Raw genomic sequence first — 25,599 nt, 5'->3', positions numbered from 1 at the left:
GCCTGGAATCATAAAATCGGCAAATCGGCTCGAGCGCCGATCCCGCTGAAATTCCTCCGGCCAAGCCCGGCCAACGGCTGCAGCCCGTGACCGACCGGTCGTCCCCAGCGTTCTTTTATCGGCTAAACCAAAGCTTGGTTTGCCCGGTGTGCGCCAGCCCCCTAGAATGCCCCGATGCGCGATGATCTCTCCCTTCTGCTGAACTCCCTCAACGATGCCCAACGCCAGGCCGTAGCTGCCTCCTTGGGTCGTCAGTTGGTCCTGGCCGGTGCTGGCTCCGGTAAAACCCGAGTGCTGGTGCACCGTATCGCCTGGTTGATCCAGGTCGAGAACGCCTCGCCCCACTCGATCCTGTCGGTGACCTTCACCAACAAGGCCGCTGCCGAGATGCGCCAGCGCATCGAGCAGTTGATGGGGATCAACCCGGCCGGCATGTGGGTCGGCACCTTCCACGGCCTGGCGCACCGCCTGCTGCGGGCGCACTGGCAAGAGGCCGGCCTGAGCCAGACCTTCCAGATCCTCGACAGCGACGACCAGCAACGCCTGGTCAAGCGGGTGATCCGCGACCTCGGCCTGGACGAGCAGCGCTGGCCGGCCCGGCAGGCCCAGTGGTTCATCAACGGGCAGAAGGACGAAGGCCTGCGTCCGCAACACATTCAAGCCAGCGGCGACCTGTTCCTGGCCACCATGCGCGGCATCTACGAAGCCTACGAGGCCGCCTGCCAGCGCGCCGGGGTCATCGACTTCTCCGAGCTGCTGCTGCGCGCCCTGGACCTGTGGCGCGACCACCCGGGCCTGCTGGCGCACTACCAGAAGCGTTTCCGCCATGTGCTGGTGGACGAGTTCCAGGACACCAACGCCGTGCAGTACGCCTGGTTGCGCCTGCTGGCCAAGGGCGGCGACAGCCTGATGGTGGTGGGCGACGACGACCAGTCGATCTACGGCTGGCGCGGGGCGAAGATCGAGAACATCCACCAGTACTCCGAAGACTTCCCGGACACCGAAGTGATCCGCCTGGAGCAGAACTACCGCTCCACCGCCGGCATCCTCAAGGCCGCCAACGCCCTGATCGCCAATAACACCGGGCGCCTGGGCAAGGAACTGTGGACCGACGGCGGCGAAGGCGAAGCGATCAACCTGTACGCCGCCTTCAACGAACACGATGAAGCGCGCTACGTGGTGGAAACCATCGAAAGCGCCCTGAAGACCGGCCTGGCCCGCAGCGATATCGCCATCCTCTATCGCTCCAACGCCCAGTCGCGGGTGCTGGAAGAAGCACTGCTGCGCGAGCGCATTCCGTATCGCATCTACGGCGGCCAGCGCTTCTTCGAACGCGCCGAAATCAAGAACGCCATGGCGTACATGCGCCTGCTCGAAGGTCGCGGCAACGACGCGGCCCTGGAGCGGGTGATCAACGTGCCGACCCGCGGCATTGGCGAAAAGACCGTCGAAGCGATTCGCGAACATGCGCGCCACAGCCATGTATCGATGTGGGAAGCGATGCGCCAGCTGGTGGCCAATAAAGGTGTGACCGGACGCGCCGCCGGTGCCCTGGGCGCCTTCATGGAACTGATCGAGCATCTGGCGACCGTGACCGCCGAGATGCCGTTGCACCTGATGACCCAGACCGTCATCGAGCAGTCCGGCCTGATCGCCTACCACGAAGCGGAAAAAGGCGAGAAAGGCCAGGCCCGGGTAGAAAACCTTGAGGAGCTGGTCAGCGCCGCGCGCAACTTCGAGCACACCGAAGAAGACCAGGAACTGACGCCACTGGCGGCCTTCCTCGGCCACGCTTCGCTGGAAGCCGGCGACACCCAGGCCGACGAGCACGAAGACAGCATCCAGCTGATGACCCTGCACAGCGCCAAGGGTCTGGAATTCCCTTACGTGTTCCTGGTGGGCATGGAAGAAGGCCTGTTCCCGCACAAGATGAGCCTGGAAGAACCCGGCCGCCTTGAAGAAGAACGGCGCCTGGCCTACGTCGGCATCACCCGGGCGATGCAGAACCTGGTGATGACCTACGCCGAAACCCGACGCCTGTACGGCAGCGAGACCTACAACAAGGTGTCGCGTTTCGTACGGGAAGTTCCGAAGGGGCTGATCCAGGAAGTGCGCCTGTCCAACAGCGTCAGCCGTCCGTTCGGCGGTGGCCAGTCGCAGAGCACCAGCAGCCTGTTCGGTGGCAGCGAGATCCCGGACACCGGCCTCAGCCTCGGCCAGGCGGTACGCCACTCGGTATTCGGCGACGGCGTGATCCTCAACTTCGAAGGCGCCGGCGCCCAGGCCCGGGTCCAGGTGAACTTCAGCGAAGGCAGCAAGTGGCTGATGCTCGGCTACGCCAAGCTCGAAGCCATCTGAAGCCTCGACTCCGACTTCGCCATGCAAGGGCGATGTTTCTGAACGAGAAGCGACCCGCGACATGGGGCGCAATCGACCCGACCGGCGCCGGCAGTGAGACTGCTGGCGCCGGGATGTTTTGCCACTGAACCATCGCATCCGCCCAACGGACAAACCTGTACAGGGCCCACTTGCCTCGACCGAAGCTGAACCGCGGCTGTCAGGCAAAAGCCCGAAACACTCTGCCGCTAGCCAGTGACACTTCACCTGTGCAACATGGCGCGCGTGCCATCCACAAATGGGAATTCCCTTTATGAAACGTTTTCTTAGCATCGCCATGGCGTTGTGCATCGGCCTGACGATGAGCCTCGACGCCAACGCCAAGCGCTTTGGTGGCGGCAAAAGCGCCGGCGCTGCGCCGACCCACCAGACCAGCCAAATGGCTCCGTCCTCTTCCGGTATGGGTCCTGCCGCTGCGACCGCAGGGGCTGCCGGTGCCGCGGGTGCTGCCGCCAAAGCCGGCGGTGCTTCGCGCTGGCTCGGCCCATTGGCCGGTATCGCCGCAGGCGGCCTGCTGGCCTCCATGTTCATGGGCGACGGCTTCCAGGGCATGCAGATCTTCGACATCCTGATCATGGCGGTCATCGCCTTCCTGGTCTTCCGCTTCATCGCCGCCCGTCGTCGCAAGCAGCAGGAGCAGTACGCTCCAGCCGGCCACGCGCCGATGCAGCGTGAAGCCTTCGAGCCAAAACCGGCCTCCGGTTCGATCTTCGGCGGTTCGGCTGCACCTGCCGCCGCGGCCCGTCCGGTGATCAACGCGCCAGCCTGGTTCAACGAAGAGCGTTTCGTCGAAGCCGCGCGCAACCACTTCCAGTCCCTGCAGCAACACTGGGACGCCAACGAAATGGACAAGATCGCCGAGTTCGTGACCCCGCAGATGCTGCAGTTCCTGAAGCAGGAACGTGCCGATCTGGGCGACGGCTTCCAGTCGACCTACATCGACAACCTCAATGTGCAGCTTGAAGGCGTCGACGACCGCGCCGACAAGACCATCGCGACCCTGACCTTCACCGGCGTGTCGAAGAGCTCGCGTTTCGACCAGGGCGAAGTGTTCAGCGAAAGCTGGAACATGGAGCGCGCCCAGGGCGAAAACCAGCCTTGGCTGGTTGCAGGTATCCGCCAGAACGGCTGATCCTCTCCAGTGTCACATCGCTAATCGCAAAACCCCGGCCCAGGTCGGGGTTTTGCATTTCACGATTGCACTTATAGCGAGCTACTGTATAAACCGCCGTCTATTAAACCGCGCCATAGAGCTAAGAGGACCCAGGCCGTGGAAGAAGTCATCGAGCAACTCCGTGAAGCAAACGAACCGGTACCCGTTCCCCTGGAACTGCCGGATGAAGACCTGCTGGTGGAAATCGAAGAACAGCTGTTCATCAATATCCCCTTCGTCTTCAAAGAGTTCCTGTTGACCGTGAGCGATGTCGTCTACGGCAGCCTGGAGCCGGTCACCGTGACCGACCCGCAATCCCACACCTACCTGCCGGAAGTGGCCGCCACCGCCTGGGACATGGGCGTGCCGCGCGAGCTGATCCCAATCTGCCAGGACGGTGACGACTACTACTGCGTCGAGGAAGACGGCACCGTGGTGCTCTGGTCCGGCGAAGAAGAGCTGATCACCGAAGAGTCCTGGGAGTCGGTATGGCACTGGGCGCGGGACGTCTGGCTGGAAAGCTGATCGGCCTTGCGCGGTTTCGCCCCGCGGGCGCAGGCGCATGGATCGACTGCCGCCCGTTGCGTGACGTTCACAAGCGGTCGCCCCAGCGGGTCGATCGCCGCATTAGCCTCGATCAGGCCCTCGACCGCCTCAAGCAGCGTTACGGCAATCAGGATTTCGAGTTGATCGGCTATTCCGGTGGCGCGGCACTGGCCCTGTTGCTGGCCGCGCGGCGAGACGACACTGCCCAGGTGCAAACCCTGGCCGGCAACCTGAGCCCTCGGCTATGGGCCAATGCGCTGGGGCTGAGCCCGTTGCACGGCTCCCTCGAGCCGCTGGACCAGGCACCCAAGCTGGCACGGGTAGCGCAACGGCATTTGCTCGGCCAGGCCGACCGCAGCGTGCCTGCCAGCCTCTAACCCACCTATCGACAGGCGCTGGGGACGAAAGCCGTGTGTGTGTGTGCAGTCCGTCAGCCTGCCCGGAGTCACCCACGACCAGGGCTGGCTCGAAGCCTGGCAATACTGGCGCGACCAGCCCTTGAGTTGTGCATCACCCGGCAATTAGTGCCCGTTGTCTTGCTTGTGGTTATCCAGGGTATCCAGCAGCGCCACCTGCATCCGGGTGTGCACACGGATGAACCAGCGCCACAGCAGCGCGGCCACCGCCGCCGTCACCACCGCGATCAGCACCAGCAGCTCGGTGGTCGGCAGGATACTCGAAGACAGCGCCGCCAATAGCAGGAAGATCACCAGCAACGACAGCACCGGAATCACCTCGGCGATCACCCGGCGCACGCGCTGGGTGTGGCGCCCGGCCATTTCCGGCTTCACGCCCATCTCCGCCAGCAGCATCGACAGGGCCTTGAGCTTGCGATAGGCAGCGATCAGGAACGGCAGCGACAGCAGCAGCGCCCCACCCCAGATCAGCGCCTTCTGCCAGCTCGGATCGCCGATCCAGTCCTGCAGGTATTCGCCGATGCGCGCGGCGAAATAACCGCCGGAGAAGAAGATCGCCACCACCAGCGCCAGGTTGACCCCGACCTGCAACAGGATCCGCCGGATCATCGACGCCAGCAGCGCACCCTCGCCGTGCGGCTGGATGCTGCGCAGCCATTCGCCGTACAGGCCCAGCACCCGGCTCAGGCGGGTCGGCATCACGGCGGCGAGCTTCAGCGACAGCGGGTCGGCGGCGCGGATCAGGTAAGGCGTGAGCAAGGTGGTAATGGCCGACACGGCGACCGCCACCGGGTAGAGAAAGTCGCTGGTGACCTGCAGGGTCATGCCCAGCGCCGCGATGATGAAGGAGAACTCGCCGATCTGCGACAGGCCCATGCCGACCCGCAGCGAGGTGCGGCCATCGTTGCCGGCGATAAAGGCGCCCAGGCCGCAGGACAGCATCTTGCCCAGCACCACCGCGACGGTGATCACCGCGATCGGCCAGGCGTATTGCAGGAGGATCTGCGGGTCAATCATCAGGCCGATGGCGACGAAGAAAATGGCGCTGAACATGTCGCGAACCGGCTCGATCAGGCGCTCGATCTTCAGCAATTGCCGCGACTCGGCCATGATCGCACCGATCAGGAAGGCGCCGAGCACCATGCTGTACTCCAGCTTGACCACCAGCAGGCAGAAGCCAAAACACAGCCCCAGCACGGTAATCAGCAGCATCTCGTTGCTTTCGAACTTGGCAACGTAAGCCAACAGCCGCGGCACCAGCAGGATGCCGATCACCAGGGCGACGATCATGAACAGCGAGAGCTTGCCGACGGTGGAGAACACTTCTCCGGAGCTGACGGTGCCGCTGACCGCGATGCTCGAGAGCAAGGCGATGATGCCGATGCCGAGGATGTCCTCGACGATCAGCACGCCGAAGATCAGCTGGGCGAAACGCTGGTTCTTCATCTTCAGGTCGTTGAGCGCCTTGACGATGATGGTGGTCGAGGAAATCGCCAGGATCGCGCCGAGGAACAGCGAGTCCATGGTGTTCCAGTCGAACCAGCGGCCGATCTCGTAGCCGATCCAGATCATCAGCACAATTTCCATGAACGCCGCGATAAAGGCCGTGGCGCCGACCTTGAACAGCTTGCGCAGGCTGAACTCCAGGCCCAGGCAGAACATCAGGAAAATCACCCCCAGCTCGGCCAGGGTCTTGATCGTGTCTTCGTCGTGGATCAGGCCGAACGGCGGGGTGTGCGGGCCGATGATGAAGCCGGCGACGATATAGCCGAGGACCACCGGCTGCTTGAGCCGGTGGAAGAGAATGGTCACCACGCCTGCGACCAGCATGATCACTGCCAGGTCCTGAATAAAGCTGATGGCATGCATGGCGTGGGGCTCCTTGGGGTCGTTTTGTTGCGTGCGACGCGGCTTGTTACGCAACCTGCCGGCCAGCGGGAAAAGCCCTTGGGACGGGCTTTTGAAGGTTAACATCGCGACTTGTGCCAGAAAGGCGGTGCAATATATGGAAACAGATAGATCGCCGCGTGACGGCGACCGCGGGCGCAGCGTCCCGTTATCGATGGTTTGAAACGCTGACCTAAGCACCCGCAGAGGTGCGCCCCGCAACCCTGCCTTAACCCGTGAGTGTGCTATGGAACCCGGAAACGCCCAGCTGTCGATGACGGTATTGATGACCCCTGACATGGCCAACTTCTCAGGCAATGTCCACGGCGGCACCCTGCTCAAGTACCTCGATGAAGTCGCCTACGCCTGCGCCAGCCGTTATGCCGGCCGTTATGTGGTGACCCTGTCGGTGGACCAGGTGATCTTCCGCGAGCCGATCCACGTCGGCGAACTGGTGACCTTCCTGGCCTCGGTCAACTACACCGGCAACACCTCGATGGAAGTCGGTATCAAGGTAGTCACCGAGAACATCCGCGAGCGCTCGGTGCGCCACACCAACAGCTGCTTCTTCACCATGGTGGCCGTGGACGACCAGCGCAAACCCGCCGCCGTACCGCCCCTGCAACCACAAACCAGCGAAGACAAGCGCCGCTTCATGCAGGCCCAGCAACGCCGGCAGATCCGCCAGGAGCTGGAAAAGCGCTATCAGGAAATCAAGGCCGACGCCTGATGCGTCCAAGACAGGCTCGCCGCTACCGAGCGAGCCTGTTCGTGATAAGCCCCACGCAACCCGTTACAGCTCGATCGGCACCGCCTCGAACCGCACCCGTGGATGGGTGATCCGGTCCTGGGCCCGTACCAGCTGCAACTCGTAACTGGCGCAAGCCTGGGTTTCCAGCAGCACTTCATGCACCGCCGCGGCGGTGAACTCGAACGCCGCCACCAGGCTGTCGCCCAGCAGCACCCGGGCCAGGAACAGGCCCGAAGTCAGGTCGCCTACGCCCACCGGCTGACGCGGGAATGCCAGCAGCGGACGACGCAGGTGCCAGCTGCCTTCGGCGGTCACCAGCAGCATCTCGAAGCCGTCCGGCAGCTTGCCCGGGTAATCCAGGTGCTTGACCAGCACCGCTTTCGGCCCACGAGCCAGCAGCGCCCGAGCCATGGCCAGGCAGTCGAACAGCGACTGCGGCTTGCGCCCGGCGAAGCTGTCCAGCTCCAGCTGGTTGGGGCAGAGGAAGTCCGCTACGGCCGCCGCTTCTTCCAAGAGGAAGTCGCTGACCTCCTGCGGCACGCTGCAGCCCTTTTCCGGGTGGCCCATCACCGGGTCGCACAGGTACAGGGCCTTGGGGTTGGTCGCCTTGATCCGCGCCACGCCACCGAGGATCGCCCGCCCCTGTGCCGCGCTGCCCAGGTAGCCGGACAGCACCGCATCGCAGTTACCCAGCTCGCCGATGGCGGCAATGCCTTCCACCAGCTCCGGAATCTGATGCGGCGACAGCACTTCGCCGGCCCACTGGCCGTATTGCGTGTGGTTGGAGAACTGCACGGTATTGAGCGGCCAGACATTCACCCCGACCCGCTGCATGGGAAACACCGCGGCGCTGTTGCCGGCATGGCCGAAGACCACATGGGACTGGATCGCGAGCAGATGAGGCGTACGTTTCATTCGGGTCATTCCGTAAAACGATTGAAATTCGAGCCGCGCAGTATGCGACTAAACGCAACCTGTACGACAGACCGAAGACGCAGTTAAGCTGGTGCGACTTCGTTGGAGCGCACCTCATGCTGACCCTTGGAAACATTTTCGTGCTGATGCTGCTGGCGACCGGCGCCGCCTGGCTATGGCACAACCACGGCCTGCGCGAACGGGCGCTGGAGAGGGTCAAGCAGCATTGCGCGCGGCTCGATATCGAGCTGCTGGACGGCAACGTGGCGTTGAAGCGCATCGGCTTCGTCAGGGACGCCAGTGGTCGCCGGCGCCTGGCCCGGATCTACAACTTCGAATTCACCGTCACCGGCGAAACCCGCCATGCGGGGACCATCACCCAGTTCGGCGCCCACAGCGCGCAGATCGAGCTGGCGCCCTACCCGATTGCAACGCCGGCGCCCCCACCCGTGCCGACCCGCAGCGCCGAGGTGATCGAGCTGAGCCAGTGGCGTGAAGAGCGTAGCAAGTAGCGCCAACCGCCTATGCAATCCTGTAGGAGCGAGGCTTGCCCGCGAAAAAGACGTCAACGATGACGCGGTTTACCAGGATAAATCACCGCTTCGCGGCTATCGCGAGCAAGCTTCGCTCCTACAGAAGCATCGGACCACGTTGGATTATTGGCAGCACTCGGCCAGGGATTGTTGCAGGACGGCCACGTCTTGCGGCTCGCTGAAGATCAGCTCGATCCGTGAATCGCGGCGCCATTCGCTGGCTTGCCAGTGCAACGCCGCGTTATCCAGGGCGTTGCCCGAGACCCAGCCATCGGCGCCGTGAATCACCAGCTTGGCCCGACGCCAGTCGAGGCTCGCCAGCCATTGCTCGACGAGCCCGACCTCGAACACCCGGCTTGGGTGCCAGCGCCAACCGATGCTCCAGCCGCCCTCCTGGGCCTGGCTCAGGCAGATGGGTTGGGCCGGATCGGTCCAGATCGCCGGCAACTGCGCCAATCCCTTGGGTACTTCGAAGGCCTCTACAGCCGCCCCCGCCTGAACGTCCGCGCCAGGCAAACGGTCCAGCGGCAAGGCCCCGCGGGTGCTCCAGAGCACCGGACAGGCCGGCAACTGCTCGAGAATGCCCTGACGCTGCACCGCGTCGAGCCCCTCCTCCTTGTTCAGCAGCAACAGGCCAGCGCTGGGCAGCGCCTCCTGTTGGGCCCGCGGCAGCGGCTTGCCGGCCGCCAATGCCTGGGCATCGAGCACCAGCACACAAGGTTGCACGGCCAGGACCTGTTGCCAGGGCGCCTCGCGCAATTGCTGGAGCAGCTGCGCCGGGTGCCCCAGGCCGGAAGGTTCGATAAACAGGCGATCGGGCCGGGCCTTGCGCAACAGGCGCCCCAGGCCCACCTGGAACGGCGCACCGTTGACACAGCACAGGCAGCCACCGGCCACCTCGCCCAGGGCGATACCGTCCTCGTCCCGGGTCAGCAGCGCCGCGTCCAGGCCGATCTGGCCGAACTCGTTGATCAGCACCGCCCAGCGCTCATGGGCCGGACGCTGCGCCAACAGGTGCTGGATCAGGCTGGTCTTGCCCGCGCCGAGGGGGCCGGCGATGACGTGGGTGGGGATGTTGTGCAGCATGGGTGAGGCGCTCGGAAAGGAGGTGATTGATCCTACGCGCTAAGCCGCGGCAGCGAAATTCCCATGGCCGCTGCCGCTGGCTGCGATCGGCAGCGAAGCTGACGTGTTCTTGAGGACGTCAAAGGCGCCACGCGCCTTATCGCAGCCTGCGGCAGCGGCTACAAAGTCAGCCAAGCCAGTCCAGGGTGAGGATCAGCCGGCGTTCGCCGGGAGCCGGTTGCGGCGAGCGGTGGATCAGGCCGAAGCCCTCGTTGCCCAGCCATTTCTCGCCCTTGAACAGGGCCACCTCGCCGCTGGCGATCTGCTGGATCAGCGCGGCATCCGTGGGTTCGGCCTCGGCCTGGCCCAGTTGCCGGCGGTCCATCGCTCCCTCGCGCAGCCACTGGCTGCCGACACCGGCATAGGTGGTGATCAGCCGTACCGGCACATGGTCGACATGAAAACGCGGGCACATGGCCTTATCCAGCCCCCGCAAGCGCAGGCCTACACGCTTAGCGCCCAACAGGCAGGCGAAGGCGCTGACCAGCCAGGCGACATCGGCGATAAAGCCGTCGTATCCCTGCAGATCGCTGAAGCCGGAGGCCAGGCCGCGCAGGTTAGGCTCGGCGTCCTCAGTGTCGAGTTCCAGCGACAGCGATTCGGCCAAAGGCTCGTTCAGCGACAGCAGCAAGGCACCAAAATCGGCGATATGCGCCGGCAACCGGCGCTGCCACAGGGCCAGGTTGACCTCATCGTCCAGCACCTCGGCCAGGACGATGGGCGCCGGGCCGGAGGCCTGACGGCGTGTCGGCTTTTGCAGGATTGGCCGCAGGACTTCCGCACCGGCAATCGAACGTCGGCCGGTCGCTCTCACAGGGCTCAGGGACAGGTAAGGCATCAAGCAGCAGCCTCTTCATGCCAGGGGCCGAACGGGTCGCGCATCAGGCCCCAGCCCTCCACGCCCAGGGCCATTTCGTCGTCAGTCAGCAGGCAGTCGTCGAGTTCGGCGGTGAGCCGGGCGAAGTCGATGTTCTGGCCGATGAACACCAGTTCCTGGCGGCAGTCGCCGGTGGCGGCGGTCCAGTTGTGCATGATCGCCGCGGTGCTTTCCGCGTCCTGCGGCCAGTGCTGCTTGGGCACGAAACGCCACCAGCGCCCGGCGAAACCATGACGCATCAGACCGCCAGCCTGAGACCAACTGCCCGCCTCCTGATGCTTGCTGGCGAGCCAGAAAAAGCCCTTGGAACGCAACAGCTTGCCGTTGATCCAGGGGCGGTTGATGAAGTCGAAAAAGCGCTGCGGATGGAACGGCCGCCGCGCCCGATAGGCGCTGGAGGCGATGCCGTACTCCTCGGTTTCCGGCACGTGCTCGCCGCGCAGTTCCTGCAACCAGCCCGGCGCCTGGGCGGCCCGCTCGAAGTCGAAACGGCCGGTGTTGAGGATCTTCGCCAACGGTACTTCGCCCATCACCATGGGGATGATTTCCGCCTGGGAATTGAGGCGCTCAAGGATGGCGATCAGCTCCTGGCGCTCGTCGCTGCCGATCAGGTCGATCTTGCTGATCAAGATCACGTCGGCGAACTCGATCTGCTCGATCAAAAGGTCGGTGATCGAGCGCTCGTCCTCCTCACCCAGGGTTTCGCCACGGGATGCCAGGCTTTCCGCGGCCTGGTAATCGAGCAGGAAGTTCATGCCATCGACCACGGTGACCATGGTGTCCAGCCGCGCAATGTCAGCCAGGCTCTGCCCCGCCTCGTCGCGAAAGGTGAAGGTCTCGGCCACCGGCAGCGGTTCGGAGATGCCGGTGGATTCGATCAGCAGGTAGTCGAAACGCCCGTCCCTGGCCAGCTTGCCGACCTCTTCCAGCAGGTCTTCGCGCAGGGTGCAGCAGATGCAGCCGTTGCTCATTTCCACCAGTTTTTCTTCGGCGCGGTTGAGGCTGACATCGCGCTGCACTTCGCTGCCATCGATGTTGATTTCGCTCATGTCGTTGACGATCACCGCCACCCGCAGGTGGTCGCGGTTGCGCAGGACGTAGTTGAGCAGCGTGCTTTTGCCGGCGCCGAGAAAGCCGGACAGCACGGTAACGGGGAGACGGTCGGTCATCAGGTGATCCTCATCGGGGGCTGGGTCAGATCGCCCGTTGGTGGCGTTCGCGCAGCTCTTGGCGTTCTTTGGCTTCGATACACAGAGTGGCGGTGGGCCGCAGCAGCAGGCGCCTGAGGCCAATGGCCTCGCCGGTTTCACGGCACCAGCCGTACTCGCCGCGGGCCAGGCGTTCGAGGGCTTCGTCGATCTTGTCCAGCAGCTTCTTTTCCCGCTCCAGCAGGCGCAGTTGCCACTGACGCTGTTCTTCGGCGCTGCCGATATCGGCGGGGTCGCTGTGGGGCTCCTGCTCGCGCAGCACCTCGAATTCACCGTCGATGCGCTCTTGCAGCTCGACGCGCTGGGCCAGCAGCAGCTCACGGAAATAGGCCTGCTGGACGTCGTTCATGTAGTCCGCCTCGGGTTGGGCGAGAAGTTGCGCTTCGGTCATCGGGCGTTCAGTCATGGCGGGTCACGGATCAGGCTTTATTTAATGTTATAGTATAACAATACAAATAAGCCAACCCTCTCTTGCCGCCCACGACGAAGGGCGGGATGCTTGAGCGTCCCTTGCCGAGAACGCCGATGCGCAATGCCCTGAAATACACGCTGCTGAGCCTGTCCCTGCTGGTCGCGAATGCCGCCAACGCGCAAGTACCCAGCGCCCTGGCCACCTGCACCCGCAGCGCCAATCTGCTGGCCTGCGTGGATGCCGAAGGCAATGCCTACAGCGTCGCGGCCGCGGGCAGCACTACCTATCTGCGAGGCTTCGAAGTGGCCGGCAAACGTTATTGGGCGCAGACCAATAGCCGCTACGGTCAACTGACTTTCTTTACCGGCCTGGCCTCCGATGGCGAAGCCTGGGTCGGCTACAGCCAGCGCGTCGGCTGGACCACCCGCAACCGTTTTTCCAGCTCCGGCGGTAGCAGCGGTAAGTTCACTTGCAGCCGGATCACTGGCTGCTAAGCAGAGTATTTTGTAGGAGCGAGCGGGCGGCGATCCGACTTGCCCGCGATGAACGCTTACGCGGTATAGCGGATACACCGCAGCGTCTTCATCGCACGCAAGCTGTGCTCCTACAGAAGCCTGGGCGGCGTCAGACCTGGGCTTTTTTCTGCTCCTGCAACCAGGCCATGTAGCTGTTCACCGGCGGGTTCTTCTGGAAGTAGCTCTGCAAGCCCGCGAACAACCCGTCGGCAATCGCCTGCTGGTGCCGCGCGTTCACCAGGCGCTGGCTGTCGCGGCTGTTGGAGATGAAGCCGGTCTCCACCAGGATCGAGGGCACGTCGGGGGACTTGAGCACCGCGAAACCGGCCTGTTCCACGCGCTTCTGATGCAGGGTGGTGATGCCCGCCAGGCTGCCCAGCACGGTGCTGCCCAACTGCAGGCTGGCGGCGATGGTCGCGTTCATCGACATGTCGAGAATCACCCCGGCGAGCATCGGGTCCTTGTCTTTCAGATTGAGCAGGCTGGTGGCGCCCAGCAGGTCGGAGCCGTTCTCCCGCTGCGCCATGAAACGCGCGGTGGCCGAGGTCGCGCCACCTTCAGACAATGCATACACCGAAGCCCCGGACGCCGTCAGGCGCGGCGCCGCATCGGCGTGCACCGAGATAAACATGTCGGCCTTGTGCTTGCGGGCGATCTCCACCCGCTTGCGCAGCGGCACGAAGAAATCGTCGTTGCGCACCAGCTTCACATCGAAGCCCTTCTCCCGCTTCAGCCGCTTGGCCAGCAGCTGGGCGATCGCCAGCACCACATCCTTCTCCCGTTCGCCCCGGGCGCCGACCGCCCCCGGGTCCTTGCCGCCATGGCCCGGGTCAACCACGACGATGATGTCGCGCTTGGGATGCGCCCGGTCCGTCGGTGTTTCACGCGACAAAGCCGGGGCGGCGACCGCCGCAATCTGCTGTGGAACATGGCTGGCGTTGCTCAGGTCGAGCACCAGACGGTGACCCTGGCCGTCCTGGGGCGGCAGCAAAAAGCTGTCGAGCCGCAGCGGTTCGGCCAGGTCGAGAACGATCCGCGTATCGCCCTGGCCAAAGTGCCCGGAACGGATCGAGCGAATCGGCGTGTTGGCCAGGGCCAGCTGGCTGAAATCCCCGCTGAGCTGCGCGCCGCTGAGGTCGATGATCAGGCGTTCCGGCGCGCTGAGCGTGAAGGTCTTGTACTGCACCGGCCCACTCAGATCGAGCACCAGGCGCAGCTTGTCGGCCGAATTCCATAACCGCAGGTTGCGGATCTGGGTGGCGGACACCCCCAAAGGCAGAACCAAGGCCGCGCTGGCCAACAGCAGGTTGAGCAACTGACGTCTGTGCATGACTTACACCGCAGATTGAGGAGCATCCATGCTCGATAAGGCTTGGTGAAAAAACGTTCAGGAAAAAGGTTTCATCGACCGCATTGTTATAATATAACATGGCGAATTGTTTCCAACGATGGACCTGCTCATGAATGCGCTGACTCTGCCGGATATCGCCGCGCAGGCCGCACGCCAGGCCCTGCCCCTTGAGTGGGTGGGCATGTGTGGCATTGCCTTACCTGTGTTGTTTGATGGCCAGCGGATTGGCGCAAAAGCGGATGCCGGCGTCAGCCTCGACGATGGCGAAGCACGCGGCATTCATATGTCGCGCCTGTATCTGGCGCTGGAAATGCTCGAACAGGAAAACCTCACCCCGGGCCTGATGCGCCAGGTACTGCAACGTTTTCTCGACAGCCACGACGGTCTGTCCAGCAGCGCCTACCTGCGAATTCATGCCGATCTGCTGCTGAAACGCCCGGCCTTGATCAGCCCGTTGACCGGCTGGAAAACCTATCCGGTGAGCATCGAAGCGCATCTGAAAAACGCAATGTTCCACGTGGAACTAAAAATCGAGGTGCCTTATTCCTCCACCTGCCCTTGTTCCGCCGCGCTTTCCAGGCAGCTGATTCAACAGCAATTCATCGATGACTTCGCCAACCGGCAGCTGCAACACGAAGACATCCTGGCCTGGCTCGGTTCTTCGAAAGGCATAGTCGCCACGCCCCACAGTCAGCGCAGCAGTGCGCAATTGCAGCTGCGCCTGGACGACTTTCTCGATGAGTTGCCGCTGATGGCAGCGATCAACGACGCCGAAGCCGCCCTCGGTACCGCCGTGCAAACCGCGGTGAAACGCGCCGACGAACAAGCCTTCGCCCTGGCCAACGGGCAGAACCTGATGTTCTGCGAAGACGCCGCGCGCCGCCTGAACCTCGCCTTGCAACGCTCGCCCGGCATCCGCGCCTTCCAGGTGCGCGTGGTTCACGCCGAAAGCCTGCACGCCCACGACGCCGTAGCGGAAAGCCGCTGGAACTGGGAGGCCGCATGATCGACCTGCAATCGCTGCGTTGGGGCGCGCCCGGCCAACCGCTGACGCCAGCGCTCGACCTCGAGCTGAAACCCGGCAGCCTGACCGCCATCATCGGTGCCAACGGCTCGGGCAAAAGCAGCCTGCTGAAGGTCATCACCGGCCTGCAAAAACCCTTGGCCGGGAAAGTCAGGTTGCAGGTTCCCCGCCGTGGCGGCCTGTCCTTTCTGCCGCAGCAGCAATACCTCGACCGGCAGTTCCCCATCACTCTGCAAGAGCTGGTAGCCGCCGGCTTCTGGGGCGATCGGCAAAGCTCGCAACAGCGTGCCGAACGCCTGCAGCGGGTGCTCGAAGACTGGTGCCTGAGCGGCCTGGAACAACGCCCGCTGATGGCCCTGTCCGGCGGCGAATTGCAACGCGCCCTGCTCGCCCGCCTGAGCCTCGCCGATGCCCCGCTGTTGCTGCTGGACGAACCCCATGCCGCCCTGGACGAACTGGGCCAGGCCCTGTTGTGGAAACACATCCACAGCTGGCAGCAGCAAGGCCGCACGCAAATCGTGGTCTGCCATGACCTCGCCGCCGTGCGCCAACACATCCCCCAGACCCTGGTGATCAAAGCCAGCGGTTGCCTGTTCGGCGGCAGCGAGGAACTGATCGTCCAGCCCCTGCGGATGCAGGTGGCCTGATGCTCGCCGCTGCCCAGCTCTGGCAACCCTTCCACGAATTCGTGTTCATGCGCCGGGCGTTGCTCGGCGGCCTGGTGCTGGCGTGCAGCACCGCGCCGCTGGGGGTGTTTCTGATCCTGCGGCGCATGAGCCTGATCGGCGACGCCGTGGCCCATGGCATCCTCCCCGGCGCTGCGCTGGGCTTCTGGTTCGCCGGGTTGAGCCTGCCAGCGCTGACCTTCGGCGGCCTCGGTGCCGGCCTGGGCATGGCCGGGCTGGCCGCCTGGATTACCCGGCGCACCGGTTTGCGCGAAGACGCCAGCCTGGCCGCGATCTACCCGATTTCCCTGGCCAGCGGCGTGCTGATTCTCGGCCTCGCCGGCAAGCGCCTGGACCTGCTGCACCTGCTGTTCGGCTCGGCCCTGGCGGTGGATGGGCCGACCCTCGACGGCATGCTCTGGGTCTCCGGGTTCAGCCTGGTGGCCATGGCGCTGATCTACAAAGCGTTGCTGCTGGACACCCTCGACCCGCTGTTCCTCAACAGCGTCAGCCGCCTCGGCCCCCTCGCCCACGGCCTGTTCCTGACCCTGGTGGTGCTGAACCTGGTGATCGGTTTCCAGGCCATCGGCGCCTTGATGGTGGTCGGCCTGATGATGCTGCCGGCCGCCGCCTCACGCTTCTGGAGTCGCCGCCTGCCGGTGCTGATCGGCATCGCCGCGCTGCTCGGCTGCCTCTCGGTATGGCTCGGTCTGTTGCTGTCGTTCCACTACTCGCTGCCCAGCGGCCCGGCCATCGTCCTGGTGGCTGGCGGCCTGTACCTGCTGTCCGTGGTGTTCGGTCCGGTGCACGGTCTGCTGCGCCGCCCGCCTTTGCTCACATCCTCATGAGGTGTTCCCCGATGCGCGCTCTACTCGTGCTCTTCAGTCTGTTGCTGCCGTTGTCGCTGTCACCCGCCCAGGCCGCGGACAAACTCGCTGTGGTCACCAGCTTCAGCATCCTCGCCGACATCACCCGACAGGTCGGCGGCGAGCACATCCAGATCACCGACATGGTCGGCCCGGACGCCGACGCCCACACCTACGAACCAACGCCGGACGATGCCAAGGCCCTGCTCAAGGCCCGGCTGATCATCAAGAACGGCCTGGGTTTCGAGCCCTGGCTGGATCGCCTGGTGGCCAGTACCGCCACCCGGGCTCCGGTGATCACCGCCAGTCGCGGGGTGATCCCTCGTTCGCTGGATGAGGACGGTGAGACCATTCCCGACCCTCACGCCTGGCACAACCTGGCGAACGCCGAACTCTATGTGAGCAACATCACCAAGGCGCTGGTGGCCGCCGACCCGGCGAACAAGGCCGACTACGAACGCAACAGCCAGGCCTACCTGAAACGGATCTACGCGCTGTTGGCCGAAGCCAAGGCCAAGTTCGGCGCGCTGCCGCCGGGCAACCGCAAGATCGTCACCTCCCACGACGCCTTCGGTTACCTGGGGCAGGCCTACGGCATCGACTTCATGGCCCCGCAAGGCCTGTCCACCGAGCGCGAACCCTCGGCCGCCGAAGTCGCCGCGCTGATCACCCAGATCCGCAACGCCAAGGTCAAGGCGGTGTTCATGGAGAACATCAAGGACGCACGCCTGCTCAAGCAGATCGCCGACGAAAGCGGCGCCCAGATCGGCGGCACCCTGTACTCCGACGCCCTCGCCGCCAAGGGGCCGGCCAGCACGTTCACCGGGTTGTTCGAATACAACCTGAACACCCTGTACGACGCCCTGAGCCAGCCATGAACAAGCGCCCTCCACTGTCGATGCTCGACCTGGAAAGCGCGCCCCTGGGCAGCCGTTGGCCGCTCACCAGCGTGCTCGATGCCCTGCCATGGAATGCCGACGGCCTGATCGCCGCCATCGCCCAGCAGCACGACAGCGGCGAGGTGCTGATGCTGGCCTGGATGAACCGCAGGGCGCTGGCCGAGACCCTGGCCAGCGGGCAGGTCTGCTACTGGTCGCGCTCGCGCCGGCAACTGTGGCGCAAGGGCGAAAGCTCGGGGCATCACCAGCGTTTGCTCGAAGCACGCCTGGACTGCGACGGCGACGCCGTCCTGCTGCTGGTGGATCAGCAAGGCCCGGCCTGCCACACCGGGCGCCCCAACTGTTTCTACAACGCCATTCGCGACGGCGCGGTGCAGGTCATCAGCGCACCGCTACAGGAAACCCCAGCATGATTCGCAAAAACCCTTCCGGCGATCTGCCGGTCATCGCCGAGTCGGCCTACGTCGACAAGACCGCCATCATCTGCGGCAAGGTGGTGATCGGCGAGAACGTCTTCGTCGGCCCCTACGCGGTGATCCGCGCCGACGAAGTCAACGAACATGGCGCCATGGACCCGATCATCATCGGCGCCAATTCGAACATCCAGGACGGCGTGGTGATCCACTCCAAATCCGGCGCGGCGGTGACCATCGGCGAATTCACCTCCATCGCCCACCGCTCCATCGTCCATGGCCCGTGCACGGTCGGCGACCGGGTATTCATCGGCTTCAACAGCGTGCTGTTCAACTGCGCGGTCGGCAACGGCAGCGTGGTGCGGCACAACTCGGTGGTCGATGGCCGCGACCTGCCGCAAGGCTTCTACGTGCCCTCCACCACCCGCATCGGGCCCAATACCAACCTCTCGCAGTTCCCGCCGGTCAGCGTCAGCGCCTCGGAGTTTTCCGAAGACGTGGCGCGCACCAATGTCGATCTGGTGCGCGGTTACAAAGCCCTGCAGAACGAGTTCTGAACATGAGCAGCGTGCTGATTCGCAACGCCCGGCTGGTCAATGAAGGACGCGAGTTCGACGCCGACCTGCTGGTGGACCATGGGCGCATCGTGAAGATCGCCAGCAGCATCGAAGGCGAGAATGCCCGCACCGAGATCGATGCCCAGGGCCAGTGGCTGGTGCCGGGCATGATCGACGACCAGGTGCATTTCCGCGATCCCGGCGCGCCGGAGAAAGGCAGCTTCTACAGCGAGTCGCGGGCGGCCGTGGCGGGTGGCATCACCAGCTTCATGGACATGCCCAACACCCAGCCCGCGACCCTGACCCTGGCCGCGCTGGAGGACAAGAAACGCCGCGCGGCCATCAATTCAGTGGCGAACTTTGGCTTTCACTTCGGCGTCAGCCGCGACAACCTCGACACAGTCGCCGCCCTCGACCCGTGCCTGGTGGCCGGGGTCAAAGTGTTCATGGGCGCCTCCACCGGCAACATGCTGGTGGACGATCCGCAGGTCCTGGAGCGCTTGTTCGCCGAGGTGCCGACCCTTCTCCTGGCGCACTGCGAACACACGCCCAGCATCCAGGCCAACGAGCGGCGCATGCAGGAGCGTTTCGGCGAAGCGATTCCCGCCGTGGCCCACTCCCTGATCCGCGATGCCGAAGCCTGCTACCGCTCCTCGTCGCTGGCCGTGGACCTGGCCAGGCGGCATGGCACTCGCCTGCATGTCTTGCACCTGACCACTGCCCGCGAGCTGGGGCTGTTCGAAGACAAGCCGCTGGCGCAAAAGCGCATCACCGCCGAAGTCTGCCTGCACCATCTGCTGTTCGATGACCGTGACTACGCGCGCCTCGGACACCTGATCAAATGCAACCCGGCGATCAAGACCCGCGCCGATCGCGACGCCCTGCGCCAGGCTCTGCTCGGTAACCGCCTGGATGTGATCGGCAGCGATCACGCGCCGCATACCTGGGCGCAGAAACAACTGCCCTACCGCCAGGCACCTGCCGGGCTGCCGCTGGTGCAACACGCCCTGCCCGCCCTGCTGGAACTGGTGGCCGACGGCGTGCTGCCCATCACCACCCTGGTGGCGAAAACCAGCCACCGGGTCGCCGACCTGTTCGCCATTCCCGACCGTGGCTACCTGCGCGAGGGTTACTGGGCCGACCTGGTGCTGATCAGGCCCGAACCCGAGGGCATCGCCGTGGCCCAGCAGCCGATCCTCGCCCAATGCGGCTGGACGCCCTTCGCCGAACGGCATTTCCGGCACAGCGTTGCTACCACCCTGGTGTCGGGGCAACTGGCCTGGCACGCCGGGCGCCTGTACGACAACTGCCAGGGTTTGCCGCTGCGTTTTACCCGCTGAGCCCTTTCCCCGAATCCCCCTGAAACACCAAGGAACACCAAGGAACACCCGATGATTCACATCACCCTGCCCGACGGCTCGCAACGCGAGTACGACCAGCCGCTTTCCGTGTACGAGGTGGCCGCGAGCATCGGCCTCGGCCTGGCCAGGGCGGCCGTCGCCGGCCGGGTGAACGATCAACTGGTGGATTGCTCCTTTGTGCTCGAGGGCGATGCCCGGGTCAGCATCGTCACCGCCCGCGAGCCCGAAGGCCTGGAGGTCCTGCGCCACTCCTGCGCGCATCTGCTGGCCATGGCGGTGAAGGAGTTGTACCCCTCGGCCCAGGTCACCATCGGCCCGGTGATCGAGGACGGCTTCTTTTACGACTTTGCCTACGAACGGCCCTTCACCCCCGACGACCTGGAGCGCATCGAAGCGCGCATGACCCGGCTGGCCGCGACCAACCATGCGGTGCGCCGACGCGAGCTGTCCCGTGACGACGCCCTGGAATACTTCGGCAACCTCGGCGAGCACTACAAGGCCGAACTGATCCGCGACATCCCGCAAGACCAGGTCCTGTCGCTGTACCGCCAGGGCGATTTCGAAGACCTGTGCCGGGGCCCACACGTGCCGTTCACTGGAATCTTGCAGGCGTTCAAGCTGACCAAGGTGGCCGGCGCCTACTGGCGCGGCGATGCCAAGAACGCGCCGCTGCAACGGATCTACGGCACTTGCTGGGCTACGCCGAAAGACCTCAAGGATTACCTGACCCGCCTGGAAGAAGCCGGCAAGCGCGACCACCGCAAGCTTGGGCAGCAACTGGACCTGTTCCATTTCGACGACTGCGCGCCGGGCTCGGTGTTCTGGCACGCCAAGGGCTGGACCCTGTTCCAGCAACTGATCGGCTACATGCGCCAGCGCCAGGATCAGGCCGGTTATCAGGAAGTGAATACCCCGGACGTGATGGACCGCAGCCTCTGGGAAACCTCCGGGCACTGGCAGAACTATCGCGACCACATGTTCAGCACCACCACCGAGGACCAGCGGGTGTTCGCCCTCAAGCCGATGAACTGCCCCGGCGCGGTGTCGATCTTCAGCCGTGGCCTGAAAAGCTACCGCGACCTGCCGCTGCGCATCGCCGAGTTCGGCAAGGTGCATCGCTACGAACCCTCCGGTGCGTTGCACGGGTTGCTGCGGGTGCGCCACTTCACCCAGGACGACGCACACATCTTCTGCACCCCGGCGCAAATGCAGGCGGAATGCGAGAGCACCATCGCCCTGGTGTTCGACATCTATCGCGACTTCGGCTTCCACGAGGTCGCGGTCAAGCTCTCCACCCGGCCAGCCCATCGCATCGGCAGCGACGCAGTGTGGGACCAGCTGGAAGGTGCCTTGTCCGGCGCCCTGGAAACCATGGCGATCGACTACCGGATCAACCCCGGCGAAGGCGCGTTCTACGGCCCGAAACTGGAGTTCGTGCTACGCGATGCCATCGGCCGCGATTGGCAATGCGGCACCCTGCAGGTCGACCTCAACCTGCCGGAACGTTTCGATATCAGCTACATCGACGAGCACGGCGAACGTCAGCGCCCGGTGATGCTGCACCGTGCGCTGTTCGGTTCCCTGGAACGTTTTATCGGCATCCTCATCGAGCATTACAGCGGCGCCCTGCCGTGCTGGCTCGCGCCACGGCAGGCGGTGGTGATCACCATCAGCGAAGGCCAGGCGGACTACGCCCGATCGGTGGCCGACACCCTGCAGCGCCAGGGTTTGCGGATCGGCGCCGACCTGCGCAACGAGAAGATCAGCTACAAGATCCGCGAACACAGCCTGCAAAAGGTGCCGTACCTGCTGGTGGTGGGCGACAAGGAAAAGGATGGGGGATTTGTCAGTTTGCGCAGCCGCCATGGCGAGGATCTGGGGCGGTGGCCAGTGAGCGAGGTGGCCGAGCGGATGCGCTCGGCGTTGTAGCGGCAGCGCCTGGGCGGACGCTATCGCGGGCAAGCTCCGCTCCTACAGAACTGCGGGCGTTCATGAAAGGTATGAACGCCCGCAGATCCGACTTGCCCGCGATGCTTTTAAGCCCTTGGTTTAACAGTCCCGCAATCCTGCCCCAGCCATACCGCGCGGGTGTCCATGCTGCCCTTCTGCTGGAAGCCGGTGGCATTGAAGGTGCCGATGACGTTGGTGGTGAACTCGCGATCGCTGAGGAATTTCGCCACGCCCGAGCCCTGGGCTTTCGGGCAGCTGAAGCGGAATTTCCATTGGTTGGAAGTACGGTCGGTGACCTCCTGGCGGCAGCCCGATTGCGGGTCTTGCAGCGGAATGGTGTCGGACTTCACCTGCTCCGGCGTCAGGCACACGCGGATGCCCTTGCCGCCCATGGTCACGCCCTGCTTCTCCAGCTGCGCCCGTTGCTCGGGGGTCAGCTGTTGTTGCAACTGGCCGAGAATCAACGACAGATCCGGCAGGCTCTGGTCATCGACCTTCATGTTGCTGGTGGTCAGTTCCCACAGGCCCGGTTGCAGCATCTGGGCCTGCGCGGCCAACGGAAGCGAGACAACGGCAGCCATGGCCAAACCCAGTAGACGAAGCTTCATCGAATGACTCCTAGACAGTAGTGGCCCGTTAGACGCCAAAAATGCAGCGGCGTTGCATGGCGAATTAATTAGCGACAATCGCTGTGGAACATGGTCTGTTAAGGTCTGCATGAAAAGTCGGCGAGCGAAGGTCGAGCCTGTTTTCGCACCAGGCCTGCGTAGCGTCGACAGCGCCCAGCGCGCAGCCACTTTTCGTACAGCCCCTAAGCATTGAATCTTCAGGAGCAAGGCTGCCCCATGGATTATTTTGGCCCGCACATCTTTGGCTATCTGATTGCCACCCTGCACATTCTCGGCCTGATCGCCGCCATCCACGCCGTGTTGACCGTCAGGACCGCCCAAGGCTCCATCGCCTGGGCCCTGTCGCTGCTGTTCATGCCGTACCTGACCCTGATTCCCTATCTGGTATTCGGCCGCAGCACCTTCGATGCCTATATCAAGGCCCGGCGCCAGGCCAACCTGGAGATGCGCAAGGCGATCAACGAGCTGAACTGGCGCCCCTGGGTCGAGGAGGCCCTGAGTGCCCGCGCCTCGGCCGCCTACACCTCGCTGCGGGCCATGCCCAAGCTGGGACGCATGCCCTGCCTGGCCAGCAACCATGTACAGCTGCTGGTCAACGGCGATGCCACCTTCGCCGCGATTTTCCAGGCCATCGAGCGCGCCCGCACGGCAGTGCTGATCCAGTTCTTCATCATCCACGACGACGACCTTGGCCGACGCCTGCAAAACCTGCTGTTGAAAAAGGCTAGCGAAGGCGTGGCGATCCACCTGCTCTACGACCGCATCGGCAGCCATTCCCTGCCCCACTCCTATGTGCAACCACTGCGCGATGCCGGCATCCAGGTACATGCCTTCGCCACCCGCAGCGGCTGGCTCAATCGCTTCCAGATCAACTTCCGCAACCACCGCAAGATTGTGGTGGTGGATGGCCTGCTGGGGTTTGTCGGCGGGCATAACGTCGGCGACGAATACCTGGGGAAAAAACCGCCATTGGCGCCCTGGCGCGACACTCATGTTTCGGTCAGCGGCCCGGTGGTGGCCTGCCTGCAGGAATCCTTCGCCGAAGACTGGTTCTGGGCCTCGCGGCAACTGCCGCCGCTGATCCTGCCGGACACTTACCCCGACGACGGCGTGCTGTGCCAGGTGCTGGCCAGCGGCCCGGCGGACCCTTACGAAACCTGCTCGCTGTTCTTCGTCGAAGCCATCCACGCGGCGACCGAACGGATCTGGATCACCAGCCCCTATTTCGTCCCCGACGAAGCAGTGTTTTCCGCCCTGCGCCTGGCCGTCCTGCGCGGGGTGGACGTGCGGATCCTGCTGCCGTCGCGCGCGGACCATCGGATCGTCTACGCCGCGTCCAGCCTGTACGCCTTCGAAGCGGTACGCGCCGGGGTGCGGGTGTTCCGTTATCAGCCGGGTTTCCTGCACCAGAAAGTGGTGCTGATCGACAGCGAAATCAGCGCGATCGGCAGCGCCAACCTGGACAACCGCTCGTTCCGTCTGAATTTCGAGGTGATGTTGCTGACCGTGGACGAAGCCTTCGCCAGGGAGGTGGAACAGATGCTCAACCTCGACTTCGAACGCTCGCGCGAAATCGCCAAAGAAGAAAGCCGGGAAACCCACCGCCTGCAACAGCTTGGCATGCGGGTAGCCCGGCTTATTTCACCGATCCTTTAACTCACGAGTAATACAAGTCGTCGCGAGTCCAGGGCAGTTCATGACTGCCATCGGCGTGAGCCTTGACCGCGAGAATCTGGTGCAGGTTGATCCAGCCGCGGGCGAAGGCATAGGCGCAGCCGGCCAGGTACAGGCGCCAGATGCGCAGGACCTGTTCCGGCACCAGCCGGGAGGCGGCTTCCAGGTTGTCTTCCAGGCGCTCGCTCCAGTGGTCCAGGGTGCGGGCGTAATGCAGGCGCAGGCTTTCCACGTCGACGATCTCCAGCCCCGCTTCGCTGATCTCGGCCGAGATCATCGCCAGGTGCGGCAGCTCGCCGTTGGGGAACACGTACTTCTCGATGAAGTCGCCGGCCCCACGGCCCACAGGACGTCCATCGGTGTGCTTGGCGGTGATCCCGTGGTTCATCACCAGCCCGCCTTCGCGCACCGCGCCGAACAGCGTCTTGCAGTACTGCGCCAGGTTGGCGTGGCCCACGTGCTCGAACATGCCGACACTCACCACCTTGTCGAAGCGGCCGTCCTGGGGCAGGTCGCGGTAGTCCAGCAGTTGCAGTTCCACCTGGTCCTGCAAGCCTTCGGCGATCACCCGCTCCTTGGCCAGTGCCAGTTGTTCCTTGCTCAGGGTGATACCGAATACCTTGGCCCCGAATTCCCGCGCCGCGTAACGCGCCAGCCCGCCCCAGCCACAACCGACGTCCAGCAGGTACTCGCCGGGCTGCAAGCGCAACTTGCGGCACAGGTGGCGGAATTTGGCTTGCTGGGCCTGTTCCAGGCTTTCACTGCCGGTCTCGAAATAGGCACAGGAATAGGCCATGTCGCTGTCGAGCCACAGCTGGTAGAACTCGTTGGAAAGGTCGTAGTGGTAAGAGATAGCGGCCGCGTCGGTGGCCTTGTCGTGCAGGGAGCGTACCGGCAGCACTTGTTCATCGCCGTCCAGCAGCGCCTGGGTCAGCTCATCGCAAACCCGGATGACTTCGCTGATCGAGCCTTCCAGTTCAAGTTTGCCCTCGACGAACGCCGCCCCCAGCGCGTCGAGAGTGGGATGGGTGAGCTGGGTGACCAGTTGCGGGTCCTTGACCACAATGGTGACGCTGGGCGCCGGCCCCAGGTTGAATTCATGGCCGTCCCAGAGCCGCAGGCGTAGCGGTAGTTGCAGATTCTGTAAGGCCGGTGGAAGTTGCGCGAGCATGGATTATCCCCCTTGTTTCAGACGTCTGAGTGAGGTTAGACCATACTGAAAAAATAGCAGGCTATCGATCTGATAGCTGAAATTCATCAGTGCCGGCATTGCAACAATCCCTGGTGAACAGCCAGCCGACCGTCCCGGGGGCTGGGCCCTCTTCACAGATGACCGCCAGGCGGGCCCACAGTTCGACCTGGTTTCAAGTCTAGCTGCAGACGCTCATGCCCGCGCTTCATACCCTGGCCCTCCTCTCTATATATAGAAGCAGCCGGTCGCGGCTCGAGGGGCAACAGCCACAAGCGGCGCTCCC

At 64.2% G+C, this 25,599-nt stretch carries 25 protein-coding genes; 16 read left to right on the top strand and 9 right to left on the bottom strand.

Annotation, left to right across the window (positions count from 1 at the left end):
• Positions 1–174: 174 nt before the first annotated feature.
• From uvrD to PVZ80_RS04880, 4 genes are all read left to right on the top strand, one after another.
• Entirely contained in the window at positions 175–2,358 is a 2,184-nt protein-coding gene (gene uvrD, locus PVZ80_RS04895; RefSeq protein WP_009041397.1) for a DNA helicase II, read from the top strand.
• A 292-nt stretch (positions 2,359–2,650) separates the two neighbouring features.
• On the top strand, positions 2,651–3,529 hold the full coding sequence (locus tag PVZ80_RS04890; protein WP_009051633.1) for a Tim44 domain-containing protein: 879 nt from the start codon (positions 2,651–2,653) through the stop codon (positions 3,527–3,529).
• 138 nt (positions 3,530–3,667) lie between these two features.
• Positions 3,668–4,075, top strand: a complete 408-nt coding sequence (locus tag PVZ80_RS04885) for an SMI1/KNR4 family protein (RefSeq protein ID WP_007927598.1) — start codon at positions 3,668–3,670, stop codon at positions 4,073–4,075.
• 56 nt (positions 4,076–4,131) lie between these two features.
• On the top strand, positions 4,132–4,473 hold the full coding sequence (locus PVZ80_RS04880) for a hypothetical protein (protein WP_337960717.1): 342 nt from the start codon (positions 4,132–4,134) through the stop codon (positions 4,471–4,473).
• Between the two features lie 144 nt (positions 4,474–4,617).
• Here the strand turns inward: PVZ80_RS04880 and PVZ80_RS04875 are convergent, their stop codons facing one another.
• Entirely contained in the window at positions 4,618–6,381 is a 1,764-nt protein-coding gene (locus PVZ80_RS04875) for a cation:proton antiporter (protein ID WP_038635779.1), read from the bottom strand.
• Between the two features lie 265 nt (positions 6,382–6,646).
• Here PVZ80_RS04875 and PVZ80_RS04870 point away from each other — a divergent pair, with 265 nt between their 5' ends.
• Positions 6,647–7,129, top strand: a complete 483-nt coding sequence (locus PVZ80_RS04870) for an acyl-CoA thioesterase (protein ID WP_007927601.1) — start codon at positions 6,647–6,649, stop codon at positions 7,127–7,129.
• A 63-nt stretch (positions 7,130–7,192) separates the two neighbouring features.
• On the opposite strand, the gene pdxY is transcribed toward PVZ80_RS04870, so the two are convergent.
• The gene (gene pdxY, locus PVZ80_RS04865; protein ID WP_009051636.1) at positions 7,193–8,065 is read right to left on the bottom strand and encodes a pyridoxal kinase PdxY; all 873 of its coding nucleotides are present in this window, start codon (positions 8,063–8,065) and stop codon (positions 7,193–7,195) included.
• Positions 8,066–8,181: 116 nt separating this feature from the next.
• On the opposite strand from pdxY, the gene PVZ80_RS04860 reads away from it, so the two are divergent.
• On the top strand, positions 8,182–8,577 hold the full coding sequence (locus tag PVZ80_RS04860) for a DUF3301 domain-containing protein (protein ID WP_009051637.1): 396 nt from the start codon (positions 8,182–8,184) through the stop codon (positions 8,575–8,577).
• A 144-nt stretch (positions 8,578–8,721) separates the two neighbouring features.
• Here PVZ80_RS04860 and PVZ80_RS04855 read toward each other — a convergent pair whose 3' ends face one another.
• The 4 genes from PVZ80_RS04855 to dksA form a co-directional block, all read right to left on the bottom strand.
• Positions 8,722–9,684 carry a CobW family GTP-binding protein gene (locus tag PVZ80_RS04855; RefSeq protein ID WP_273863482.1) on the bottom strand — a complete coding sequence of 321 codons (963 nt, stop codon included), beginning with the start codon at positions 9,682–9,684 and terminating at the stop codon, positions 8,722–8,724.
• Between the two features lie 166 nt (positions 9,685–9,850).
• Positions 9,851–10,561, bottom strand: a complete 711-nt coding sequence (locus tag PVZ80_RS04850; RefSeq protein WP_273863481.1) for a DUF1826 domain-containing protein — start codon at positions 10,559–10,561, stop codon at positions 9,851–9,853.
• Positions 10,561–11,769 carry a zinc metallochaperone GTPase ZigA gene (gene zigA / locus PVZ80_RS04845; protein WP_028683623.1) on the bottom strand — a complete coding sequence of 403 codons (1,209 nt, stop codon included), beginning with the start codon at positions 11,767–11,769 and terminating at the stop codon, positions 10,561–10,563. Before zigA ends, PVZ80_RS04850 begins: the two co-directional genes overlap by 1 nt.
• Positions 11,770–11,794: 25 nt before the next feature.
• A complete protein-coding gene (gene dksA, locus PVZ80_RS04840; RefSeq protein ID WP_009051641.1) occupies positions 11,795–12,199 on the bottom strand; it encodes an RNA polymerase-binding protein DksA in 405 nt (134 codons plus the stop codon).
• Positions 12,200–12,333: 134 nt separating this feature from the next.
• Between dksA and PVZ80_RS04835 the strand changes: the two genes are divergently transcribed.
• On the top strand, positions 12,334–12,714 hold the full coding sequence (locus tag PVZ80_RS04835) for a hypothetical protein (protein WP_016703991.1): 381 nt from the start codon (positions 12,334–12,336) through the stop codon (positions 12,712–12,714).
• Between the two features lie 130 nt (positions 12,715–12,844).
• On the opposite strand, the gene PVZ80_RS04830 is transcribed toward PVZ80_RS04835, so the two are convergent.
• Positions 12,845–14,065, bottom strand: a complete 1,221-nt coding sequence (locus PVZ80_RS04830; RefSeq protein ID WP_273863480.1) for an N-acetylmuramoyl-L-alanine amidase — start codon at positions 14,063–14,065, stop codon at positions 12,845–12,847.
• A 130-nt stretch (positions 14,066–14,195) separates the two neighbouring features.
• On the opposite strand from PVZ80_RS04830, the gene folE2 reads away from it, so the two are divergent.
• From folE2 to thrS, 8 genes are read left to right on the top strand one after another with little or no spacing between them, the layout of a single operon-like run.
• On the top strand, positions 14,196–15,092 hold the full coding sequence (gene folE2, locus PVZ80_RS04825) for a GTP cyclohydrolase FolE2 (protein ID WP_020371219.1): 897 nt from the start codon (positions 14,196–14,198) through the stop codon (positions 15,090–15,092).
• Complete coding sequence (locus PVZ80_RS04820; protein ID WP_273863479.1) at positions 15,089–15,757, top strand: metal ABC transporter ATP-binding protein; 669 nt, start codon at positions 15,089–15,091, stop codon at positions 15,755–15,757. Before folE2 ends, PVZ80_RS04820 begins: the two co-directional genes overlap by 4 nt.
• Positions 15,757–16,623, top strand: a complete 867-nt coding sequence (locus PVZ80_RS04815; RefSeq protein WP_273863478.1) for a metal ABC transporter permease — start codon at positions 15,757–15,759, stop codon at positions 16,621–16,623. Before PVZ80_RS04820 ends, PVZ80_RS04815 begins: the two co-directional genes overlap by 1 nt.
• Before the next feature lie 11 nt (positions 16,624–16,634).
• A complete protein-coding gene (locus PVZ80_RS04810) occupies positions 16,635–17,519 on the top strand; it encodes a metal ABC transporter substrate-binding protein (RefSeq protein ID WP_016703987.1) in 885 nt (294 codons plus the stop codon).
• Entirely contained in the window at positions 17,516–17,953 is a 438-nt protein-coding gene (gene hisI, locus PVZ80_RS04805; protein ID WP_273863477.1) for a phosphoribosyl-AMP cyclohydrolase, read from the top strand. Before PVZ80_RS04810 ends, hisI begins: the two co-directional genes overlap by 4 nt.
• Positions 17,950–18,510, top strand: coding sequence for a gamma carbonic anhydrase family protein (locus PVZ80_RS04800; protein WP_063433451.1), 561 nt, complete (start codon positions 17,950–17,952; stop codon positions 18,508–18,510). Before hisI ends, PVZ80_RS04800 begins: the two co-directional genes overlap by 4 nt.
• Before the next feature lie 2 nt (positions 18,511–18,512).
• Complete coding sequence (locus PVZ80_RS04795) at positions 18,513–19,850, top strand: dihydroorotase (protein WP_273863476.1); 1,338 nt, start codon at positions 18,513–18,515, stop codon at positions 19,848–19,850.
• A 51-nt stretch (positions 19,851–19,901) separates the two neighbouring features.
• Positions 19,902–21,800: a threonine--tRNA ligase gene (thrS, locus tag PVZ80_RS04790; protein ID WP_273863475.1), complete on the top strand. Its 1,899-nt coding sequence runs from the start codon at positions 19,902–19,904 to the stop codon at positions 21,798–21,800.
• A gap of 107 nt (positions 21,801–21,907) precedes the next feature.
• On the opposite strand, the gene PVZ80_RS04785 is transcribed toward thrS, so the two are convergent.
• Entirely contained in the window at positions 21,908–22,429 is a 522-nt protein-coding gene (locus PVZ80_RS04785; protein ID WP_007927620.1) for a DUF3617 domain-containing protein, read from the bottom strand.
• Between the two features lie 237 nt (positions 22,430–22,666).
• On the opposite strand from PVZ80_RS04785, the gene cls reads away from it, so the two are divergent.
• Complete coding sequence (cls, locus tag PVZ80_RS04780) at positions 22,667–24,106, top strand: cardiolipin synthase (RefSeq protein WP_009051652.1); 1,440 nt, start codon at positions 22,667–22,669, stop codon at positions 24,104–24,106.
• Position 24,107: 1 nt separating this feature from the next.
• Here the strand turns inward: cls and cfaB are convergent, their stop codons facing one another.
• A complete protein-coding gene (gene cfaB, locus PVZ80_RS04775; protein ID WP_016703983.1) occupies positions 24,108–25,295 on the bottom strand; it encodes a C17 cyclopropane fatty acid synthase CfaB in 1,188 nt (395 codons plus the stop codon).
• Between the last annotated feature and the right edge of the window lie 304 nt (positions 25,296–25,599).

It is taken from the genome of Pseudomonas sp. B3G-3 (assembly GCF_028640915.1).
Lineage (GTDB): Bacteria > Pseudomonadota > Gammaproteobacteria > Pseudomonadales > Pseudomonadaceae > Aquipseudomonas > Aquipseudomonas chlororaphis_I.
The sequence above is the reverse complement of the archived record's forward strand: the minus strand, read 5'-3'. Positions and strand labels throughout refer to the sequence as shown.

Excerpts from the sequence above, each read along its gene's own strand:
- uvrD (WP_009041397.1), top strand. The coding sequence starts at position 175 with ATGCGCGATGATCTCTCCCTTCTGCTGAACTCCCTCAACGATGCCCAA.
- PVZ80_RS04890 (WP_009051633.1), top strand. The coding sequence starts at position 2,651 with ATGAAACGTTTTCTTAGCATCGCCATGGCGTTGTGCATCGGCCTGACG.
- PVZ80_RS04875 (WP_038635779.1), bottom strand. The coding sequence starts at position 6,381 with ATGCATGCCATCAGCTTTATTCAGGACCTGGCAGTGATCATGCTGGTC.
- PVZ80_RS04870 (WP_007927601.1), top strand. The coding sequence starts at position 6,647 with ATGGAACCCGGAAACGCCCAGCTGTCGATGACGGTATTGATGACCCCT.
- pdxY (WP_009051636.1), bottom strand. The coding sequence starts at position 8,065 with ATGAAACGTACGCCTCATCTGCTCGCGATCCAGTCCCATGTGGTCTTC.
- PVZ80_RS04860 (WP_009051637.1), top strand. The coding sequence starts at position 8,182 with ATGCTGACCCTTGGAAACATTTTCGTGCTGATGCTGCTGGCGACCGGC.
- PVZ80_RS04855 (WP_273863482.1), bottom strand. The coding sequence starts at position 9,684 with ATGCTGCACAACATCCCCACCCACGTCATCGCCGGCCCCCTCGGCGCG.
- PVZ80_RS04850 (WP_273863481.1), bottom strand. The coding sequence starts at position 10,561 with ATGCCTTACCTGTCCCTGAGCCCTGTGAGAGCGACCGGCCGACGTTCG.
- zigA (WP_028683623.1), bottom strand. The coding sequence starts at position 11,769 with ATGACCGACCGTCTCCCCGTTACCGTGCTGTCCGGCTTTCTCGGCGCC.
- dksA (WP_009051641.1), bottom strand. The coding sequence starts at position 12,199 with ATGACCGAAGCGCAACTTCTCGCCCAACCCGAGGCGGACTACATGAAC.
- PVZ80_RS04835 (WP_016703991.1), top strand. The coding sequence starts at position 12,334 with ATGCGCAATGCCCTGAAATACACGCTGCTGAGCCTGTCCCTGCTGGTC.
- PVZ80_RS04830 (WP_273863480.1), bottom strand. The coding sequence starts at position 14,065 with ATGCACAGACGTCAGTTGCTCAACCTGCTGTTGGCCAGCGCGGCCTTG.
- folE2 (WP_020371219.1), top strand. The coding sequence starts at position 14,196 with ATGAATGCGCTGACTCTGCCGGATATCGCCGCGCAGGCCGCACGCCAG.
- PVZ80_RS04820 (WP_273863479.1), top strand. The coding sequence starts at position 15,089 with ATGATCGACCTGCAATCGCTGCGTTGGGGCGCGCCCGGCCAACCGCTG.
- PVZ80_RS04815 (WP_273863478.1), top strand. The coding sequence starts at position 15,757 with ATGCTCGCCGCTGCCCAGCTCTGGCAACCCTTCCACGAATTCGTGTTC.
- PVZ80_RS04810 (WP_016703987.1), top strand. The coding sequence starts at position 16,635 with ATGCGCGCTCTACTCGTGCTCTTCAGTCTGTTGCTGCCGTTGTCGCTG.
- hisI (WP_273863477.1), top strand. The coding sequence starts at position 17,516 with ATGAACAAGCGCCCTCCACTGTCGATGCTCGACCTGGAAAGCGCGCCC.
- PVZ80_RS04800 (WP_063433451.1), top strand. The coding sequence starts at position 17,950 with ATGATTCGCAAAAACCCTTCCGGCGATCTGCCGGTCATCGCCGAGTCG.
- PVZ80_RS04795 (WP_273863476.1), top strand. The coding sequence starts at position 18,513 with ATGAGCAGCGTGCTGATTCGCAACGCCCGGCTGGTCAATGAAGGACGC.
- thrS (WP_273863475.1), top strand. The coding sequence starts at position 19,902 with ATGATTCACATCACCCTGCCCGACGGCTCGCAACGCGAGTACGACCAG.
- PVZ80_RS04785 (WP_007927620.1), bottom strand. The coding sequence starts at position 22,429 with ATGAAGCTTCGTCTACTGGGTTTGGCCATGGCTGCCGTTGTCTCGCTT.
- cls (WP_009051652.1), top strand. The coding sequence starts at position 22,667 with ATGGATTATTTTGGCCCGCACATCTTTGGCTATCTGATTGCCACCCTG.
- cfaB (WP_016703983.1), bottom strand. The coding sequence starts at position 25,295 with ATGCTCGCGCAACTTCCACCGGCCTTACAGAATCTGCAACTACCGCTA.